The sequence below is a fragment of the Hymenobacter sp. YC55 genome (assembly GCF_029433095.1).
In the GTDB taxonomy this organism is placed as follows: Bacteria; Bacteroidota; Bacteroidia; order Cytophagales; family Hymenobacteraceae; genus Hymenobacter.
Genome location: NZ_JARNTX010000001.1, coordinates 1,609,771 through 1,628,696, shown reverse-complemented (window position 1 = coordinate 1,628,696; position 18,926 = coordinate 1,609,771). Strand labels below are relative to the sequence as shown.

Genomic DNA, 18,926 nt, shown 5'->3' with positions numbered 1-18,926 from the left:
TTGGCGATAAGTTGATTACAGGCGAAAAGACTGCGCGGTACCAGTGGCAGCGGCGAAATTGAGCCGCGCCGCGCCGTACTGTGCTAGCGCCTGTACTCGTAGAGCCCGGGCATTGGCTAAGCCGGCCTGCGCCTCTAATACTTCGGTGTTGTCGGCTACGCCAGCCCGGAAACGCTGGGTGGCAAGCTCTAATTCACGGGTTGCCAGCTGAAACTGTTCTTCGCTGGCCCGTACTTGCTCGGCGCCTAAGCGCCAGCCTACCAAGGCTGTGCGCACATCTTGCTCCACTTGGCCACGGCTGTTCCCTAGCTCCCACTCTGCCTGGCGCTGCTGACTCAGGGCCGCGTTTATCCGGCCACGAGTGTAACCTCCATCAAACACGGGCACGCTAAGCTGCACGCCGTAGGTGCGTGTAGCACGGTCGTTTTTGAAAGGGGTATTAGCCGACTGCCCATAGTCACCGACAGCATTAATGGTGGGGTAGCGAGCTGCAGCACGGGCTTTGCGGTCGAGGGCACGTTGCTCGATGGTTTGCTCGGCAATGCGCGTATCCAGCCGCGAAGTCAGCGCCTGCTGCAACGCAGCGTCAATGGACGGCACCGCCTCGGCGCGCACAGCTAGTGTGTCGGTGAGGGCAGTGGAACTGCCTTGAGGCAACCCTACGGCGCGTTCTAAGTCCAAGCGGGTTTGCTCGGCATTGGCCTCGGCTTGCACCACGCGGAGCCGTTCTTGCGCCGCTCTTGATTCGGCTCGCACCACATCAATACCGTTGGCTACGCCGGCGTTTCGTTGCTTGACAGCCAGCTCACGTAAGGCTTCTGCTAACCGAAGATCGGCCCGAGCAGCGTTTACTTCTAAGTTGCTGCGTTGGGCGCTCAGGTAAGCCAGCGCCACAAAAGTGGCCACCTGCTCCCTGGCCAGTTGGGCGGTTAGGTCCGCTACCTGCACGGCGGCTTTCGTGCTTTTGTATTCGCGCAGCGCCGCTAGGTTGAGGATGGTTTGCGAGAAGTTAAGACGAGCATCAAACGTATTGAATGGCCCTACAAAAGATGGAATTCCACCTCCGCCACCCATTCCGCCCATACCTCCCGGCATTTCCTCTCCACCTCCCCCACCAAAGCCTTGCGCGGCCAAGTTGAGTGTACGATTTTGCTGATAAGCCGTACCCGTGATATTAGGCAACAGAAAAGATCGTACCTGCTGTTGCAGGGCTCGTGCTTCTTCGGCCCGCTCGGTAGCTAGCAACGTGGCTAAGTTGTTATCTAACCCTATGGTTACGGCGTCGGCCAGGCTCAGGCGCTCCGGGGCCACGGCCAGTACGCGGGCCGCTCCGGTTTGCATGCCTTGGCTATTGGCATTGCGCATGGCCCCGCCAATAGGGGCACGCGGCGTGGTGGCACCCCGAGGCTCGCCGGGAGTACCTGCGCCACCCGAGCCAGAATTTGGTTGTGCTCCTTGACTACCTCCGCTTTGGCCCGGTGCGCTTCCTTGGCTCATGGAAGCTGGTGCGCTGGCTGGATTTATGGGAGTTGGTGGCGCGCTCTGCTGCTCGTTGGTTTGCTGCATTTGCTGGCGCCTGCGCTGCAATTCTTGTTGCTGCTGTTGCCCGGCAGGGGGGCCACCTATGCCTTGTTGTCCGCTGCTTTGCTGTTGAGCGCCCCCCGCTGGCTGCGAACCGCCCTGGCTTCCTTGTGCCTCAGCATCCGCGGCCGCGGCTAGCAGCAGCACTAGCCCGATAGGAACAGCCTCTCGGGTTACGTGAATCAGGGTACGTATCTTTTCTACAATCACCTCGAGTAAGCTATTGCTTGACAACTCATTACGTACAGTTACTTCCCTGCAACTCAAGCCAGTTTGTTTCACTACATGCTACTTGCATACAGGCAATAACTTTTAAGGATTGAGCCGGTTCGTTGTCTATTCGCATCATCGACAACACCTACAGCAGGCGTCCTTTCCTGTATCTATTTCCGCGACTGGCCCTGTTGTAAGCAAGTGGAACTCAATACACAAAAGCGCCTCAGTATATTTCCTTACGCGACCTTATCGAAATAGTTAACCTGTTAACTAAATCAGTTGAATAAGCATTTCGCTGCGGCAGATATCCGGCTGACTGCCTTGACATCTATTTCAATAAGCTAGCTGTAGCGCTGCACGAATGAAGAGCAACTTCTTACTTTACTGGCAGTTGCCTGCCTTCTTCCTCTATAGCCGTCCGAAACATCTGCGCTAGTTTGGCAAGCAAACGCAGTAGTTCCTGCCGCTCTGGTGCGCTGAATGGCTCCATGATGACGGCCAACCGACGCTGGTCGTTGGGCATCATCTCATCTAGAAATGTGCGGCCAGCTTGGGTCAACTGCACGGTGTGCGCACGCCGGTCGGTGGGGGCTACTACCCGCTGGATATAGCCCTGCTTTTCTAGTCCAGTCAGTAGCTTGGTTATGGCTGCGCGCGACACACCACAGTGTAAGGCCAACGTTGAGGGGCTGATACCCGCCGCTGCCCCGTCGAGGTGGAGCAGCACAATCAAGCGTCCTTGGGTGATTCCTAAGTGAGTGAAATGCTTGTCCATGCTAGTGAACAAACTATTGAACAGGCGCCCCATAGCCATGCAAAAGTGCAGCCCATCGGGGTCGGTGCCGGCGTAGCGCTGCGTGATGTTGCGCAGCATAGCATCGGTTTGTTCAGCAGAAGGAAATAGCCGTTCGGTTGCTAAAGTTGGAGAAACGCGCGCCATGCAAAAAGAATAAACAACCAATGAAGTGAGTACGACTAAAAGCTAGCTGCACTAACGGCATACGCTTCATGCAGGACGAAGTCACGGTAAATTGCCAAGCAGCTACGCGCCTAGAAGACGAGAATGCACAAAGCCAAGCGCCACCAGTTTACCCAAAAGCCTCAACGACGATGTCGTTGAGGCTTTTTGAGCTAGTGGATTGGCGATACATGCATCAAGAGGAAAGCGGAACAATTTCGCTGCTCTCTTTAGCGAAGTGCCTCATCCGGTAACAATTCATGGCCGTTTCGCCGAGCTGCACCAGTAGGCGGTAATTGGCCACCGTCCCTACTGCCGCCCCGATAATGGGCAGCAGCTGCGCCAGTTTGGCAAGGTCAATATAGTCGCGGTACTCTTGTTGGAAAGTGCGCCAATCAAACGCATTAACATCAGTGGGCAACGTGCGGCGGTAGTTTTCCCAATCGGCCAGGCGCCGATACACCTCGTTGCGCGTATGCTGGCTGCTGAAGGTTAGTTGGAAAATGTGCAGAATATAGAGCCGCTCGGGGTACTCTTTCACATCGTACCCGTAGAGCGCCGCTATGTCAAATAGCAGCTTAAGCTTGATGCCAAGCAGCAACGGAAAATCGGCAAGGCCGAGGAAAAAGCCGGCGGCACCCGTCACAGCTCCTTCGGCGGCCGCAGTGTTGCGGTAATAGCGAATCCGGGTGCGCACGCTTGTCTCACGGGCAACCAGTGCCATGCCCGTCAGTGGCTGGGGCGAGATGTACGTTGACCCAAACAGCACAGCCCGCACCATTTGCTTGATGGTGGCCGTAATGGCCTTGTGTACTTGCTCGGGCAGCAGCGCATTAAGGCGTGCTTGCACCCGCCGCGCCAACCGATTCAGCATGGACGGCGGTTGCTGCATTTGCTTTTGCCATTCGAGTAGCTCGGCATACGCCTGTTTTTCGTCGGGGGTCATAGCAGAAGCTTACGCGTATCGTGCTGCATAGGCTGTGTAACTCCAACTCGCCAGCCTAACCCGAGGCTAGAGTTCCGCTACTACCACCACTTGGATTTCGCGGACGTGCTTCAACTCTTTATCGTTGGTAAGAAACACGTCGCAGCCAGAATTGACGGCGGTGGCTATTTGCATGGCGTCGATGCCCTTGAGCCCGGCGTACTTGGCTTGCAGCTGATAAGCTAGCGTGGCTGCGCCAAGAGTTATTTCGCGCATTTGAAAATCGAAATCCCGCAGCAAATCGTCAAAGTCGAGCAACAGATCGGGGCGGCCGAGCTGCTCCGGCTTGGCGCAAAACTCGGTATACGTAAGCACGCTTGTTTCCAGCAGGGCATTATCGGTGAGCGACTGGGTTAAGTAGTCGGCCACTTTCTGATAATAGCCCGAATGGTTTTCAACCAGATAAATAAAGGGAGCCGTGTCAAAAAAAATTCTAGCCACGAGTACTCTGCCGTAACTGCTGAACATACTCCTGCGCGTCCATCGACCAGATTCCACGGCCTTTGCCTCTGTACTTGGCCAAAAGCTTTGTGGCGCGGCTGATGTGGCTCATACGCTTTGCCACTTCTTGGTAAACGACTTCCAGCTCGGTGGGTGGCAGCAAGTCAATTTCTTGGATGATTTGTTGGGTCAGGGTCATACTATCAAAGAGGGAAGGCAAGTTTTATCCTCAATTCAGGTTGAGGATAACTCGTCTATATCGGCAAGATACGAATCTTACCAATATCCTGTTCATTCATTGGTTACTGCAAAAAATAAATAAAGCTTAATTATTCCTATGCATAGCACAATTAATATAGTATGCAAGCATACAATTGCTTCACTTACTGCTTGTTGTGGGCTTGAGTGCCAAATATTGCCCTAACACTACAAGTTTGTTATCAAGACTTTAAAACCATAGATGCTTCAGCAAAGCTGTTTTTCACGAGTCAAACGCTCGTGATTTACCCTGCTTTACCTGCTCGCCTTTCCTCCTTACTTGAGGCTGTATATGCGCTCAATTATCTCCACTACCTTCAACCCTTCTAGAGCATTGGTGGTAGCGCAACCACGCTTTTGCACTGTATCCACTACGTTTTCAATCACTTGCACGTGATTAGCCGCGCTACCCTGGTACAAGCCATAGTCGTTGGCGGGGTTGGTGGGGGGCAGTTCAGGCAGTGTATAGTTGCGCAAATGGCAATACTCCACTTTGTCCATGTACTGGCCGCCGAGGCGCAGGCTCCCGTGTTCAGCTACCACCGTTAAGCTGCTTTCCAAATTCCGGTCCCAGACGGCGGTGCTATACTGCAGCGTGCCACTACCGCCGCGCACCAAATCGAAAGTCACTAAGCCGCTGTCTTCAAATTCGGTGAGTTCTGCGTGATTGAAGTCGCGGAAACGAGCCGAGATATTGGTAATGTCGCCGAACACCCAATACAGCAGATCTACGAAGTGGCTGAACTGGGTGAAGAGTGTGCCACCGTCCTGGGCTTGTGTGCCTTTCCAACCGCCTGGCTTGTAGTACCGGGCGTCGCGGTTCCAGAAACAGTTGAATTGCACCAAGTATATTTCGCCTAGTACGCCTTGGTCATAGACTTGCTTTAGCCACGCAGCGGGGGGCGAGTACCGGTTTTGCATCACCCCAAATACCAAGCGCCCCGTCTGTAACGCAGTTTGTACAATGGCTTCAGCATCCGCCTTGTGCAGGGCTATCGGCTTCTCGATAACTACATGCAAACCATGCTGTAAACCAGCTATAGCTTGAGGCGCATGCTGGTAATTTGGTGTAGCTATAGTTAGTATATCTGCCTCAGGGCCACGCAATAAGTACTCATCCAAGGAAGAAAAAAAGGGCACTTCGGGGTACTCTACGGCCAATTCGGGCGCTACTTCCGAGCGGATGTCAACAAGAGCGGTTAGCTGAGCCCCCGGGTGGCGCGACACCAACGAAGCATGACGGCGGCCAATATGCCCCACACCGCAAACAACGAAGCGAACCGCAGAAAGAGAATCAGCCAACGGCTTATGAGTTATAGATGCAAGAAAGAGTGGCAAGCTGCGAAAAAACTTCAGTTCTTTCATCTTCCTGTGCGCTGCCCCAAAACGAATATAGCGCATCAGCATGCAGGCGGCCGCCTTACACGCTGATGCGCTATGTTATATTTTCAAGAAGTATTGCTCGCGCTACAGTAGCCGCTTCAGCTCCTGAAAGTTAGCGTTGTTTACGTTACGCCCCGTGCAGCCTAGCTGTTGAGCACTCTTCTGAATGTTGGTGATGCGCGAACCTGGATTAGGGTGCGTGCTCAAGAACTCTGGTGTACCGCCGCCACCTTGTTTCTCGGCTTTGATGAAGAAACCAGCCGCCCCGTCGCAGGAATAGTAGCGTGTGCCATTGAGGTAGATGGTGGAGTATTTATCGGCTTCGGTTTCGTAGGTGCGGCTGAACTTGAGTTGCCCTATACCAGCGGCCATTTGCACGAGTTGATTGGGGTTGTTGCCGGCTATAACCCCTAGTAGTATGCTTACTCCGTACTGTTTCTGCAGCAGCTGTGTGCTATGCCGACGGTCGGCGTGCGCTATTTCGTGGCCGAGTACGCCCGCCAACTGGTTTTCGTCGTCGAGAAATTTAATCAGTCCCGAGAAAACGTAGATGTGGCCGCCAGGAGTGGCAAACGCATTCTGCGTTTGATCGTCTTTGATGATCTGTACATCCCACGGAAACTGCGTGCGGTACTTGAGGTTGCCGTTGTCGAGCACCCGTTTTACTACTCCATCGAGCAGTTGATACGCACGGGCGTTGCTGGAGCGCTCCAGCAGTTGCCCTTTGGCGCGATACGTGGAATCGGTTTGCTTGGCTACTTGGGCCCCAAGTTCAATATCCTGCTGTATGGGAAAGATGTTGAAGCCTTGGGTGGGCTTGGTAATGGCGGCGGTGGTAAGGGCGGCTACTCCGGCTAGCGGCAGCAGAAGCGTAAGAAAAGAACGGCGCATAAACGAGACTAAAGTTTAGAACAGTAATACGGCAGAAAGAAAAAACAGTGCCAACCTAACCGCACGCGTCTGCCTCAAGCGCAGCTTTACCTCTAGAGCAGAGGCCTTACGTTGTTGCCCATGTGCGCACGGCGGCCGCCACAACCGTCACTTGCTCTTGTGTCAAGGCCGGATGGATGGGTAAGGACAGCACAGTGCGGCACAAGCGTTCGGCTACCGGAAATTGCCCTGCCTGATAGCCTAAGTAGGCATAGGCGGGTTGTAGGTGGTTGGGCAACGGATAATACACAACGCTTGGAATCTGCTGCAACTGCAAATACGCCTGCAATTGGTCGCGGCGGTTCAATTTATCAGGAGCTTCCTGGTCTATCACCAGCGTGTACTGATGAAAAACGTGCGTGCTGCGCAAGTCTCGAACCGGGGTGTGCACGCCCGGAATACCCCCCAAAGCCGCATCATAGTGCGCCGCTATGTGCTGGCGGGTAACGGTCCACTGTGGCAGGTAGCGCAGCTTCACGCGCAGCAGGGCTGCTTGTATGGTATCGAGACGGGAATTGAGGCCGATGTGCTCATGGTGGTATTTGCGGGTCTGGCCGTGGTTGGCTAGTTGGCGCAAATAGGTGGCCCGTGCTTGGTCGCGGGTGTATAAGGCCCCGCCGTCGCCGAGGGCCCCGAGGTTTTTGCTAGGAAAGAAAGAAGTTGTCCCCACCTCCCCTACCGTGCCCGCCATCCAGGTTGGGCCCGCTTCGGCAGTGAATGTGGCCCCAATGGCTTGCGCATTGTCTTCAATCAACGCAACCCCATGTTTGTCAGCCAAGAGCCGCAGCGCAGCCAGGTCGGCACACTGCCCGAACAGATGCACCACTATAATAGCACCAGTGCGCGGCGTAAGGGCGGCCTCCACCGCGGCCGGGTCTAGGTTGAAAGTATCGGGCCGCACATCGGCAGGCACGGGCACCAAGCCGAGCACGGCAGCAGCTTCAAGGGTAGCAACGTAGGTGAAAGCTGGCACAATAATCTCAGTGCCAGCAGGCAATTGCAAACTCATCAGTGCCAGTTGAAGCGCATCGGTGCCGTTGGCGCAGGGCACTACATAGACATCGTCTAAGTAGGCGCTTAGCTCGTCGGCAAATTGCTGCACGGCTGGTCCCTGAATGAAGGCGCCTTCTTCCAAGGTCTGTTGCAGCACCGCATTCAGCTCATGTTGAATAGGAGCATGCTGAGCGCGCAGGTCCAGCATGTGAATGGGCGCGCAGGGCAAGGAAAAAGTAGGCACAGACGGAGGGTGGCAAATAAACAAACTCAAAGATAGAAGGACACCTGAGACGGGCCGCAAACCGCGCAACCTCAGGCATAAGCCTTGCGTTATCCGGCCACTAAGCAGCGTAGTTGCTTGGTGAAAATACTGCGCCTCTCCCGCTCTAACACCCCTATGCCATGTTCAGGAAAAGATTTACTGCTACTACCTTTGCCTCCTTGTTGCTGCTTGGTAGTACCGTCAGCTATACCAGTTGCTCGCAGCCTGACAAAAAAGAAGTATCGGCACAGAGTGACCAAGCGTACAGAGACTTCCAGTTATTCGTTTCCGACGCGGAGGCCAAAGCCAACAACGTAGCGGAAATAGCTGAAGCCGACCACGAGCAGGAAACCGCGCAACTCAAAGCCGACTTCGATGCCAAAGTAGCGGCCGTTGATAAATACGCAGACCAGTACGACGATGCCCGGCGGCAGGAAGTCGAGGCCCTCCGCACCCGCTACACCGAAGCCTTCGACAAACGCGAGGCGGCCTGGAAGAATAAGCGCACCACTACTGCTCCGGCAACTACTGATACTCCTGCCACTGCCTCTGGCGCGCCCAAATTAGGCAAGTACTACAAGCCTACCAGCCCCGCGGCCCGACTCACGGCTGCCAATGCCCGCGCCACCTACGAGTCGTTTGTTGAAAACATCAAGCGAAACGAAGATCAATACGACATCGACGACTGGCGCAATATCAACACGGAATGGCGCGCCCTCGATGAAGCCTACGACAAAGTGAAAGGCGAAATACCGGCGCGCGACTTAGCCGAAATTCAAAAAGAGAAGTTGAAATATGCCGCCTTCAAATCGTTTGATAAAGCGGAAGCTCGTGCTTCGCAGGGTGCTGCTGCCGTGGGCAACGAAGCAAAAGAAGTAAAAGAAGGTACTGCCGACGAGCGCAGCAAGGTAGGTCAGGCCGCTAGCAACACGGCTTCCGATGTAAAGGAAGTCGGTAAAGATGTAGGCCAAGGTGCTGCCAAAGTGGGCAAGAAAGTAGGCGGCGCGGTAAAAGACGTGTTCGACGGCAAAGACAACAAGAAAAACTAGGTATCCCAGACCTGCACCCACCCGTGCTTGCAAGCCTGTTTCTGCGCTTTAGGCCAGGAACCGGCTTTTCATTTGCAAAGCTCCCCTCGTCATCGTATTCAAGGCCTTGGTAGCTGGTGCCAGGCTGCGACCTAATGCCTAGACAAGAGCATCGGGACTACTTTGCCAGCTCCGTCAACATCCAGTACAGCTTCAGGGCGTCGAGTTGGCGCAGGCTAGGCCGTACGGAAAGCAAATTGCGCCGCACCTGCGTTTGGCGCAGCTTGAAAGCGGCTCGCACGGCTTCACTTAACCCCCAGCGGTGTAACTGCAGGGCAGCTTTCAGCAATTTGGTGTCGCTACCCAATCCCTCGGCCCGGTAGAGCAAGGCCAGATTGCGAACGGCCTCGTGGCTCTTCTGCAAAAACATAGTGGCGGGCTCCAAGCCATCATGCAGTACCGGATTGTCGAGGTGATGGACCTGAATGCCTGCTTGGCGCAGCAACCAACCAAATTTGGTGTCTTCGTGGCCGTAGCGGGTGAGTTGCTCATCTAAGCCAAACTGTCGAAACAACTTAGTATCGACCAGCATATTGTTGAGCGTAAGCTGCCCATGCGGAGCACGTTGCCGCACGGCCGCCGGCCGCGCTTCGCGCAGCCGCCCATACAACCAGCGCAAGGTTAGTTCTGCCGTCGAGGGGGCGGTATGTTCGTAGGTGGTTCCCCCTACTAGTACGGGCGCCTGCATGCGGGCAGCCGCATACCGGGCCAGAAACCGGGAGTCGGGCAGCAGACTATCGTTGTCGAGGAGTAGCAACCATTCGTAGCGGGCGGTTTGGGCCAGGCGGTTGCGGATAGCGGCCCGCCCGATATTGTGCGGCAGTTCTTCGTAGCATACGCCGGCTAGCTTGCTTAGGTGATGGTTGGGCAGCCGCTCCACTTCCCGGGAGCCGTCATCAAGACACAGAATTTCCACCGGGCCATCCCAATCCTTGGCTTGGGCCTGCAAGGCGTACACCAACGGCGTCACGTTGCGGTTGAAAACCGGAATCAGTACGGAGAGACCGGGCATGGATTAGAAGAGAAGTAGAGAACCCACCATACAGATTGTTGCCGAGTTAATGCGCCAAATGTACAATCAAGCTAACACTTACAGTCAACTTCGTGCCACAACCGGATTGAGCGCACGTAAGCTATTGGCTGGCTGCAGCTACGCTACTATCACTGATAATCTAAAACTCGTTTTTTAATTGAAAAGGTGTCACCGCAGAATCCACCAGCTGGCCTTGCTCGCACTTAAGCACTCGTTTTGGGTACTGCTGAATAATCTGGTAGTTGTGCGTGGCCATGAGCACAGCTGTGCCGGAATTGTTGATTTCCACAAACAGGCGCATAATGCTGTCTGCCACATCGGGGTCGAGGTTACCGGTGGGTTCGTCGGCGAGCAGCAGCAGCGGCTCGTTGAGCAAGGCGCGGGCAATAACCACGCGCTGCTGCTCGCCCCCCGATAACTGGTGCGGCATCTTCCCCGCTACGTTGGCCAGACCCACGCGCATGAGCACTTCGGAAATGCGCTGTTGTTTGCGGGCTTTGCCGCTCCACCCGGTTGCATTGAGCACAAAGAGCAGGTTTTCGGCCACCGTCCGGTCGAAGAGCAGCTGAAAATCCTGGAAAATGATGCCCAGCTTACGGCGCAAATACGGCACCTTGCTACTGTTACTGATTCGGGGCAGTGCAAAGCCTGCTACCGTTCCAGTTCCTGCTCCCAGCCCCAAATCGGCGTACAGTGTCTTGAGCAAGGAGCTCTTACCCGACCCCGTTCGGCCTACCAGGTAGGCAAACTCCCCTTTCTCCAGCGTAAACGTGACCTTTTGCAGGATGGTATTCACATCCTGCATGATATACGCATCGTGCAGCTCGACAACGGACATAATTCAATCCTTAATTTTCAGTGCCTAGTGCGTGGTTGGTGAGGCGTAGTATGAAACAAAACAGCCTCGCTTTACCAACCACGCACCAAACTCCAAATTTATATTTCCAGCTTCTGCAGCTTACCGAAAGCAAGGCCATCAATAACCGCAGCCAAGGCCGTCTCCTTATTTTCCAGCCCGTAGCGGTGCAGATCCTTCAGGGGCCGGTCGGCTCGGAAGTAAGCAATGAGGACAAACTCTTCGTCGCGCAACTGAATGTAATCGGGAATCTTGGCTTTGCCTTTGACTTTGATGATATACATGGCTGAAGGATTGAATTGTTTGGTTGCTGAACAACTACGGTCTACCAGAGTAGCAGAACAACTAGCTCTTTGCTTCTGCCGCTAGCTAGCCGTTTACTTTCGCGTGGTCGGCAAGGAACGTAGCCAAACCTTTGTCGGTGAGCGGGTGGCTGAGCAGCCCCGTGATAACGCTGAGCGGGCAGGTTACGACATCGGCACCAAGCTCCGCGCACTGAATCAGGTGCGGAATGTGGCGCACAGAAGCCGCCAGCACTTGCGTAGGATACCCGTAGTTAGAGAAGATGTCAACGATTTGCTGAATCAGCAACATGCCATCGGCGCCAATATCATCGAGGCGGCCCACAAACGGCGACACGTAGGTGGCACCCGCTTTGGCAGCCAGCAACGCTTGTCCAGCCGAGAAAATAAGGGTGCAGTTGGTTTTGATGCCTTTATCAGAAAAGTAACGGATAGCTTTCACGCCATCCCGAATCATGGGCACTTTCACCACAATATTGGGGTGCAGCTCTGCCAAGGCTTCACCTTCCCGCACGATACCCTCGTAGTCGGTGGCAATCACTTCGGCCGATACATCACCATCCACCAGCTCACAGATTTGCTTATAGTGGGCCATAACGGCATCGGTGCCTTTGATGCCTTCCTTGGCCATAAGCGAAGGATTGGTGGTTACGCCGTCGAGCACCCCAAGCTCTACGGCTTCCTGAATGTCCTTCAGGTTGGCAGTATCAATGAAAAATTTCATGTGGTATAAGCGGAATCAGTTGAAAACAACAAGTCCTCAAAGCTACCACCTATCCCGGATTTAGCTAGAGTTGTTGGTTGCCGCGCCCACCAGTGTCGCTGCTGAGTGCCAGCTATACATCTGGTTGCTTCCGAGACTTAAGGGCAAAAAAAAGCGAGCCAAAATCGCACCGCTCAACCGTCTACCCTTGCTACCTTCCGGTCCTGGGGGAGTTCAACAGGAGCTGGTCGTTCTGACTCGCCGGGTGCAAAGGTACAAACGAATCCTACGTTTTACGCTACAAGCGCTTGATTTTTCTCTTTAGCATCAACTTCTATCAGAGAATCAGGAGCTTTAATTTTCATTAGCGCTACTATTCCGTGTGATGAATGCAGCATACTAGGCAGCATGGCAAGTATAAAAACGCTGCTTCACCCAACCCTACCCAAGCTCAAATAAGAGCTTAGAGAGGTGACCGAGTAAAGCAGCGTTCTAGCAATAGAATAGGGAGAGATAAGAAGTATTTTATTTATCGAAACCCAGCAATAGCAAGATGTTATAGCGCAACCTGATAGTAAACCAATAAGTAATTTATCCTGCCGACGATCAGCCCATGCCTTGATAGCGGAAGCTATCCTCGTCGCATACTACCTGCTACTTGTGCCAAGCCTTCTCGGCGGCTTTCACTTTCTTTTTCAGCTGGCGCTCGTAATTGTCAATTGCTTCGAGCTGAAATGTGATAGGGCGGGCATACGTGGCTTGTTGCTGTATGTCCTCGTAGCCGGCATAGCTCACCAGCAGCACCGGCGATGCGTTGGTCGTGCGCAGCAAGTACTCCCCTTCCGAGTTGGTGGTAGTGGTGGTAGCAGCGCTAAACTGGTTCTTAGCCGATACTATCGAAACGACCACACCTGCTAGAGGCTCACCCAAGTCATCAACCACAGTTCCTCTGAATTCTTTAACCTCAACTGGAGCCCCTTCCACTACAGGCGCTGGCGAGGGTGTAGCAACGATTGGTGCTGCAGTGCTCATAGCAATAGCCGTTTTCGGCATCGTGCGGGTGTTTGTAGAGGTGCCAGCGGCACTCTGCGCTACGGCAGCTGTTGACAAGAGGAGGCTTGTCATACCGAAAATAAACTGTACAAAGGATTTCATACAACAGGTGTGGGAGGTAATAGAACGGAGTAGATAAGCGGTACTACAGCTGGAAGTTGTTGCAAACCAGCACTAGTTGATGCAAACATACATAGCATAATTATAATATCAATGTATAAGACAATTATTTTTTTAACTAATACCATTTCATTGAACATTATTGATACAATTCCAAGGGTGAACGGTAATATTGATTACTAGTAACTGGTTTTTTTGTGCTCCCCAAGTCCCTGCTTACCTTTGCACATGCCTCAACAGATTTTGATTCTCGACTTTGGGTCGCAGTACACTCAGCTTATTGCCCGACGCATTCGGGAGCTGAATGTTTACTGCGAGATTCACCCATATACGCACGCCCCGGACCTCACTGAGGACATCCGGGGCGTTGTGCTTTCCGGCTCCCCCTGCTCCGTGCGTGACGCCGAATCGCCAAACCCCGACCTTTCGGCCTATCTGGGCCATGTGCCAGTGCTGGGGGTATGCTACGGCGCGCAGCTGCTGGCGCACCAGCAGGGTGGTGAGGTGATGCCCGCCACTATCCGGGAATATGGCCGGGCCCGCCTAGCCCACGTCAATCATCAAAGCCCCTTGCTGCACGGGGTACCAACCGAGTCGCAGGTGTGGATGTCGCACGGCGACACCATCAAGCATTTGCCAGCCGGGTTCCAGATTATTGCTAGCACACCAGAGGTCGACGTGGCTGCTTTCCACATCGAAAACCAGCCCACCTATGGCATCCAGTTCCACCCGGAGGTCACGCATAGCACCGATGGTAAGACGTTGCTCCAAAACTTTGTGGTCAACATCTGCGGGCTCGATCAAAGCTGGACCCCCGAGCATTTTGTGGACTCGATGGTAGATACGCTGCAACGCACAATTGGCGAGCAGGATCAAGTAATTCTTGGCCTTTCGGGAGGGGTCGATTCTAGCGTAGCGGCCTTGTTGCTGCACCGTGCTATTGGGAGCCGGCTGCACGGCATCTTCGTAAACAACGGACTGCTGCGCAAAGACGAGTACGAGGATGTGTTGCATTCCTATAAAGACCTCGGCCTGAACGTACGCGGCGTAGATGCCTCCACCGAATTTTACGCAGCATTAGCGGGCCTCACCGACCCGGAGTTGAAGCGCAAAGCCATTGGCCGCACTTTTATTGAGGTGTTCGACCGGGAAGCGCAAAAAGTGGACGGCGCTCGTTGGTTGGCCCAGGGCACCATCTACCCTGACGTTATCGAATCGGTGTCGGTAAAAGGACCCGCTGTAACGATCAAAAGCCACCACAACGTAGGGGGCCTGCCGGCCAAAATGAACCTGCGGGTTGTAGAACCTCTACGGGCTTTGTTTAAAGATGAAGTGCGCGAGGTAGGCCACACTCTGGGACTACCAACCAACATTCTGCACCGCCACCCGTTCCCCGGCCCGGGCTTGGGTATTCGTATCCTCGGCGACATTACGCCCGCCAAAGTGGACCTGCTCCAGCGCGCCGATGCCATCTTTATCAACGGGCTAAAGGCTCACGGCCTCTACGACAAAACCTGGCAGGCTGGCGTAATGCTGCTGCCGATTCAAAGCGTAGGCGTGATGGGCGACGAGCGGACCTACGAGCAAGTAGTAGCCTTACGCGCCGTGACCAGCGTAGACGGCATGACGGCCGACTGGGCCCACTTACCCTACGAGTTTCTCGCCGAAGTTAGCAACAAGATCATCAACCAAGTGCGCGGTATCAACCGCGTGGTGTATGATATTTCTAGTAAGCCACCCGCTACTATTGAGTGGGAATAAGCTAGTATTTCATTCAGAAAAAGCCGCTGGCATAATGCCAGCGGCTTTTTTTTGCTACTACTATCAGGTAGTAGCGCTGTTTCAGCTGTGCTGTTGAACTCTGCTACTCAAATGTTCTTGGACTCAATAGTTGCTCTACTTCCAGCAACAGCGCCGTGTTTTCAACAATATCGCGCAGCTGAGTTAATTCAACGAGCGAGAAAACCAGAGCCAAATTGGGGGCTGGGGTACGCAAGGCAATACAACGGGCCTCGGGGTCAGCGGTGCGGAGGCAGTGGTGTTGCCAGGTATCCGCAATCACTTGGCGGAACTCCGAAAATTCGGAGGGAGTTGCAGCTAAAGCCACATTGCCAAAGCACAAGTGCAAATGGCAAGTACGAGGGCAGCGGGCACAATAGCCGAAATCGTTGTGGTGAAAGAATTGGGCCATGGAGATAAGGGGATGTAAAGCCCAAATGTATCATTATTTAGAAAATGTCTAAATAAATATTTTTTACTGTCCGCGTCTCCGCTAGCTTATGGGCGCCTTACTTCGGGCTAGAGCTTCGACTTGGCTCGGGGTGCTGTACCACAACAGTTGTTTCTGCGTAGAAGCGCTAGTCTCCTTCTGCTTCCTGCTCGTATGCCGCCTTCTCACGCTCTATGAAACGCCCTTCTCTCCGCCAATTGCTGGGCTTTTCGTTGCTTGGGTTGCTGCTTGCTGTTCTGATAGGGGCAATACTGCTAGGATCTAGCTGGGGCAAACGGCAGGTAGAACAGGCGGTGCGGGAGCGGATAGCACGTAACTCCGACTTGGTGCTAGCTCCTTTCGACGTAGACTTTTCGCTGGTACGCAACTTTCCGGATTTCACAGTTTCGTTGCGGCACTTCCAACTCACCGACACTACGGCCCGGGCGGCGGTGAAGGTTTTAGGCATCAACCATGCTGATGCTAGGCTGGAAATCAGTCAGTTACTGCGGGGCCGCGTACACGTCCGCCATCTTACCCTCTACAACACCGAGTTTCGGCAGCTCACTGATTCGACGGGCCACGACTGGGGTTTGCACGGCCGAGGACCTCGCCGGACCACTGCGGCCACTCCCCCCAACTTCGATTTAGACTCGCTCACGCTTGTCAATTTCCATATGGTAGACCGCAATGACCTTCAAAATAGCGGTTTTGAGGCGGTGGTACATCATGCGCGGCTTTGGGCCCGCGGGAGGTCGGGTACGGCCCAAGTACGAGGCACTTTAGACGGAGAATTGATTTACTTGCGCAGTGGACGCGGCAACCTGTTCGAGCAAGAGCCGGTGCGTGCATGGGTGAGTTACCAATACAATTTTCAGCAGCGAAAGGGCACCTTCCTGCGCACCCATGCTACGCTCAATGGCGACACCGTACTTATTCGTGGCACCCACCAGGCGCCCGCACCCGGTCAAGCACGGGGTACCCGCCTTGATTTGCGTATGGTAGGCTCGCAACCCCTGATGGAAGTGTTGCACGTGGCCCTCCCTAACAATATGCAGCGGTATCTGCTTGGAGCCCAAAGTACCAGCCATGCTCGTATTTGGTACACGATAAAGGGGCTAAGCGGCCCTACGGCTCGTCCGCGCACAATTCTTCAGTTTCAGCTACACAACGCGCAACTGCAGTGGGCTGATTCTTTGCGGCGTATCCGGCGCTGGGACGCCCGAGGCACGTTCGACAATGGACCGGAGCACTCCCCTCGCACCACTTCCCTTTCTTTCGACCAGTGCCGCCTGTACTCTTCGGCTGGTGAACTAGATGCCGTTATTACGGCGCGCGATTTTACTCGTCCCATCCTGAGTGGCCGGATACGCGGCCGAACCGAGCTTCAGACGCTCGCGGCAGTGGTAGCACCGGGTTTATGGCAAGCCCGCCACGGCAATGCTGCTTTAGACCTAACCCTCAACGGACCACTACCCGAAATACAAACCCGGGCAGTTAGGCGGGCCAGTCGGGCGAGTGGGGCCTCCACCCCATCGGCTTTGGCCGTACGCGGAAATATCACGCTCGAGAATGCCTCGTTTCTGATTCCTAGCCGCGGCGCCGATATGTCGGAGCTGAATGTGCGGCTGGGTCTGCGCGACAGTTCGTGGCTACTAGAAAACCTAACGTGCCGCCTCAATGGCATGAATGTCCGCGCCAACGCCACTACTACCTATTTGCTGTCGTATTTCAACGGGCAGCACCCTACTACCTCTGTTGCGGGCACCTTTGTGGTCGATGAACTAAGGCTCGACCGCCTGCGCCGCTTGCTGGCCCCTCCGGCGGGGCGGCCCCACCGAGTGCCCCGGCCGAGGCGTGTGGGCCGGCCCCGCAACCAAGAGCTAGCAGCCCGCGCCATGAACCTGCTCCCTCCAGGACTGCATCTCAACATCCGATTGCAGTGCGGCAAGTTGGTGCTACCAGCCGATACGCTGCAGCAGTTAGCGGCCACAGTGCGCCACAACGGGAATTACGTACAGCTATCCAAACTGCAAGCTCACGTGTGGGGAGGCTCGGTAAGCGGCGCTATCAGTTGGCCTACTGATACGCTACAGATGCGCCCTGTGAACGTGCAGTTGGCACTGCGCTTCAATACCATAGAGTACCGCCGTATGCTAGCTCTGCTCGACCGACCATCGCGCGCAACAGCACCATCTTCTGTCCCGCCTGACCCTAGCTTGCGTGCAGCCATGCTGAGTGCCACTGGGCAAGTGGTGGCAACAGTGAAAAACCTGCGTCTTCCAGCAGGCGAGAACCTCACCAACCTTCAGCTGCGCATCAACAAAACCGGTCTGAATTTCCAGGTTCCATACCTGAACTTCCGTACCAGTGCCGGTGGGCAAGGTCGCGTCAGTGCTAGTGCTCGGCTAGGCGAGGGCCAATTGGCAGCGGCACATGCCGAAGTGGAGCTACGCTACGGCACGCTCGATGTGCAGCGCTTGCTCGGGCTACTGGCCGCACTTACTCCTCCATCTTCAGCGAAAGATAAGTTTGCTAATCCGGCTCGGCTACGTCCGACCACTTCTCCTTTTCTAGATGGCACTGTAACAGCACAAGTGCGTGTATCGGCCGACCGCGTGCAGTATGCCGTGCTTCGCGGCAATAATTTCCGGTTGATCAGCCACTTAGAGTCTGGGGCGGCGCGCCTGGAAAGCTGTTCATTACAGGCATTCGGAGGAAAAGTGTCCTTACAAGGACAAATGCAAACTGACGAAGGCACCAATCAATATCCCCTGCGGGCGCAGGTGCGTTTGCAAGACGTTGAGTTGCCAGCGCTGTTCCGGGTAGCGGAAGCATTGCATTTCGAAGTACTACGGCCCGATAACATTCGGGGCACTATGCGTTGCGAAGCCGATGTTCACACCACTCTCAACGCTGTCTTCTTACCCAACCTTCCCGAAACATATGCTTACCTTAAAACCGACCTGCGTGACTTGGAACTGCTAGACGTGGAAGCCTTAGCACAGGCTCTGAAGTTTTTGCGCGACAAGCGCACTAATCATTTGTATTTCGAACCAGTTAGTCCTCGATTCGTGCTCGACGGCAATCGAGTAATAGTACCCGCCTTGCACCTCAACAGCAACCTCACCGATTTGGCAGTAAGTGGTGAGTACCAACTCAACGGCCGTGCTAACTTGTACGTCGGCCTAAGCCCAATGCAGGCGTTGTTCGGTAACAACAAAAAGCGAGTGGCTCGTATCAAAAGCGGCGAAGCAGCGGCTCGACCTAGTCGGGGCTTGGTCTACGTAAACCTCAGCCGTGAGCCTGGCAGCCGTTATAAGGTGCGTCCATTTCAAAAGCAAGAGCAGCGCCAGCAGCAAGAAAAGTGGCAGCAACAGTACCAGCAGCTGGTCCGTACCCAACGCCTCGATACCACTTTGCGGCTCCTGCAACGTATTGAAGCCAGAAAAGATATGAACAATTAGTAGAATAAATATTAGCTTATAAAGAAGTCTTGATTCTAGTTTTTTTCTTATTCTATAAACTACCAAATTGCTGTACAAGGTGGTC

At 54.5% G+C, this 18,926-nt stretch carries 17 protein-coding genes and 1 other RNA gene; 3 read left to right on the top strand and 15 right to left on the bottom strand.

The features are described from left to right. Nucleotides 1-15 precede the first annotated feature (15 nt). The 8 genes from P1X16_RS06970 to P1X16_RS06935 form a co-directional block, all read right to left on the bottom strand. Nucleotides 16-1,791 (bottom strand): TolC family protein, encoded by a 1,776-nt coding sequence (locus tag P1X16_RS06970; RefSeq protein ID WP_277227229.1) that lies wholly within the window; start codon nucleotides 1,789-1,791, stop codon nucleotides 16-18. Between the two features lie 382 nt (nucleotides 1,792-2,173). Further along, the gene (locus tag P1X16_RS06965) at nucleotides 2,174-2,737 is read right to left on the bottom strand and encodes a MarR family transcriptional regulator (RefSeq protein ID WP_277227228.1); all 564 of its coding nucleotides are present in this window, start codon (nucleotides 2,735-2,737) and stop codon (nucleotides 2,174-2,176) included. 214 nt (nucleotides 2,738-2,951) lie between these two features. Beyond that, on the bottom strand, nucleotides 2,952-3,701 hold the full coding sequence (locus P1X16_RS06960) for an EcsC family protein (protein WP_277227227.1): 750 nt from the start codon (nucleotides 3,699-3,701) through the stop codon (nucleotides 2,952-2,954). A 66-nt stretch (nucleotides 3,702-3,767) separates the two neighbouring features. Beyond that, nucleotides 3,768-4,181, bottom strand: coding sequence for a PIN domain-containing protein (locus P1X16_RS06955; RefSeq protein WP_277227226.1), 414 nt, complete (start codon nucleotides 4,179-4,181; stop codon nucleotides 3,768-3,770). After that, a complete protein-coding gene (locus tag P1X16_RS06950) occupies nucleotides 4,174-4,380 on the bottom strand; it encodes a hypothetical protein (protein WP_277227225.1) in 207 nt (68 codons plus the stop codon). Before P1X16_RS06950 ends, P1X16_RS06955 begins: the two co-directional genes overlap by 8 nt. Before the next feature lie 335 nt (nucleotides 4,381-4,715). Next, nucleotides 4,716-5,741, bottom strand: a complete 1,026-nt coding sequence (locus tag P1X16_RS06945; protein ID WP_277227224.1) for a Gfo/Idh/MocA family oxidoreductase — start codon at nucleotides 5,739-5,741, stop codon at nucleotides 4,716-4,718. A gap of 165 nt (nucleotides 5,742-5,906) precedes the next feature. Next, nucleotides 5,907-6,713, bottom strand: coding sequence for a M48 family metalloprotease (locus P1X16_RS06940; RefSeq protein ID WP_277227223.1), 807 nt, complete (start codon nucleotides 6,711-6,713; stop codon nucleotides 5,907-5,909). A gap of 106 nt (nucleotides 6,714-6,819) precedes the next feature. Next, nucleotides 6,820-7,989 (bottom strand): DegT/DnrJ/EryC1/StrS family aminotransferase, encoded by a 1,170-nt coding sequence (locus P1X16_RS06935; RefSeq protein ID WP_277227222.1) that lies wholly within the window; start codon nucleotides 7,987-7,989, stop codon nucleotides 6,820-6,822. Between the two features lie 161 nt (nucleotides 7,990-8,150). Here P1X16_RS06935 and P1X16_RS06930 point away from each other — a divergent pair, with 161 nt between their 5' ends. After that, nucleotides 8,151-9,059: a DUF6565 domain-containing protein gene (locus tag P1X16_RS06930; RefSeq protein WP_277227221.1), complete on the top strand. Its 909-nt coding sequence runs from the start codon at nucleotides 8,151-8,153 to the stop codon at nucleotides 9,057-9,059. Between the two features lie 157 nt (nucleotides 9,060-9,216). Here P1X16_RS06930 and P1X16_RS06925 read toward each other — a convergent pair whose 3' ends face one another. From P1X16_RS06925 to P1X16_RS06900, 6 genes are all read right to left on the bottom strand, one after another. Beyond that, entirely contained in the window at nucleotides 9,217-10,110 is an 894-nt protein-coding gene (locus tag P1X16_RS06925) for a glycosyltransferase (protein WP_277227220.1), read from the bottom strand. Between the two features lie 160 nt (nucleotides 10,111-10,270). Beyond that, nucleotides 10,271-10,969, bottom strand: coding sequence for an ATP-binding cassette domain-containing protein (locus P1X16_RS06920; protein WP_277227219.1), 699 nt, complete (start codon nucleotides 10,967-10,969; stop codon nucleotides 10,271-10,273). Nucleotides 10,970-11,067: 98 nt separating this feature from the next. Beyond that, nucleotides 11,068-11,271: a fructose-6-phosphate aldolase gene (locus tag P1X16_RS06915; protein ID WP_245124171.1), complete on the bottom strand. Its 204-nt coding sequence runs from the start codon at nucleotides 11,269-11,271 to the stop codon at nucleotides 11,068-11,070. Between the two features lie 85 nt (nucleotides 11,272-11,356). Then, the gene (fsa, locus tag P1X16_RS06910) at nucleotides 11,357-12,013 is read right to left on the bottom strand and encodes a fructose-6-phosphate aldolase (protein WP_277227218.1); all 657 of its coding nucleotides are present in this window, start codon (nucleotides 12,011-12,013) and stop codon (nucleotides 11,357-11,359) included. A gap of 147 nt (nucleotides 12,014-12,160) precedes the next feature. Then, nucleotides 12,161-12,257: signal recognition particle sRNA small type (ffs, locus tag P1X16_RS06905), an RNA gene on the bottom strand. A gap of 389 nt (nucleotides 12,258-12,646) precedes the next feature. After that, nucleotides 12,647-13,117, bottom strand: a complete 471-nt coding sequence (locus P1X16_RS06900; RefSeq protein ID WP_277227217.1) for a carboxypeptidase regulatory-like domain-containing protein — start codon at nucleotides 13,115-13,117, stop codon at nucleotides 12,647-12,649. Nucleotides 13,118-13,393: 276 nt separating this feature from the next. Here P1X16_RS06900 and guaA point away from each other — a divergent pair, with 276 nt between their 5' ends. Next, nucleotides 13,394-14,926 (top strand): glutamine-hydrolyzing GMP synthase, encoded by a 1,533-nt coding sequence (guaA, locus tag P1X16_RS06895; RefSeq protein ID WP_277227216.1) that lies wholly within the window; start codon nucleotides 13,394-13,396, stop codon nucleotides 14,924-14,926. A gap of 103 nt (nucleotides 14,927-15,029) precedes the next feature. Here guaA and P1X16_RS06890 read toward each other — a convergent pair whose 3' ends face one another. After that, nucleotides 15,030-15,356: a DUF6686 family protein gene (locus P1X16_RS06890; RefSeq protein WP_277227215.1), complete on the bottom strand. Its 327-nt coding sequence runs from the start codon at nucleotides 15,354-15,356 to the stop codon at nucleotides 15,030-15,032. A gap of 212 nt (nucleotides 15,357-15,568) precedes the next feature. On the opposite strand from P1X16_RS06890, the gene P1X16_RS06885 reads away from it, so the two are divergent. Continuing rightward, nucleotides 15,569-18,841, top strand: coding sequence for an AsmA-like C-terminal region-containing protein (locus tag P1X16_RS06885; RefSeq protein WP_277227214.1), 3,273 nt, complete (start codon nucleotides 15,569-15,571; stop codon nucleotides 18,839-18,841). The last annotated feature ends 85 nt before the right edge of the window (nucleotides 18,842-18,926 follow it).

Bases quoted from the DNA above. Each gene is read 5' to 3' on its own strand.
- P1X16_RS06965 (WP_277227228.1), bottom strand. From the start codon at position 2,737: ATGGCGCGCGTTTCTCCAACTTTAGCAACCGAACGGCTATTTCCTTCT.
- P1X16_RS06960 (WP_277227227.1), bottom strand. From the start codon at position 3,701: ATGACCCCCGACGAAAAACAGGCGTATGCCGAGCTACTCGAATGGCAA.
- P1X16_RS06950 (WP_277227225.1), bottom strand. From the start codon at position 4,380: ATGACCCTGACCCAACAAATCATCCAAGAAATTGACTTGCTGCCACCC.
- P1X16_RS06940 (WP_277227223.1), bottom strand. From the start codon at position 6,713: ATGCGCCGTTCTTTTCTTACGCTTCTGCTGCCGCTAGCCGGAGTAGCC.
- P1X16_RS06930 (WP_277227221.1), top strand. From the start codon at position 8,151: ATGTTCAGGAAAAGATTTACTGCTACTACCTTTGCCTCCTTGTTGCTG.
- P1X16_RS06925 (WP_277227220.1), bottom strand. From the start codon at position 10,110: ATGCCCGGTCTCTCCGTACTGATTCCGGTTTTCAACCGCAACGTGACG.
- P1X16_RS06920 (WP_277227219.1), bottom strand. From the start codon at position 10,969: ATGTCCGTTGTCGAGCTGCACGATGCGTATATCATGCAGGATGTGAAT.
- P1X16_RS06915 (WP_245124171.1), bottom strand. From the start codon at position 11,271: ATGTATATCATCAAAGTCAAAGGCAAAGCCAAGATTCCCGATTACATT.
- fsa (WP_277227218.1), bottom strand. From the start codon at position 12,013: ATGAAATTTTTCATTGATACTGCCAACCTGAAGGACATTCAGGAAGCC.
- P1X16_RS06900 (WP_277227217.1), bottom strand. From the start codon at position 13,117: ATGACAAGCCTCCTCTTGTCAACAGCTGCCGTAGCGCAGAGTGCCGCT.
- guaA (WP_277227216.1), top strand. From the start codon at position 13,394: ATGCCTCAACAGATTTTGATTCTCGACTTTGGGTCGCAGTACACTCAG.
- P1X16_RS06890 (WP_277227215.1), bottom strand. From the start codon at position 15,356: ATGGCCCAATTCTTTCACCACAACGATTTCGGCTATTGTGCCCGCTGC.
- P1X16_RS06885 (WP_277227214.1), top strand. From the start codon at position 15,569: ATGAAACGCCCTTCTCTCCGCCAATTGCTGGGCTTTTCGTTGCTTGGG.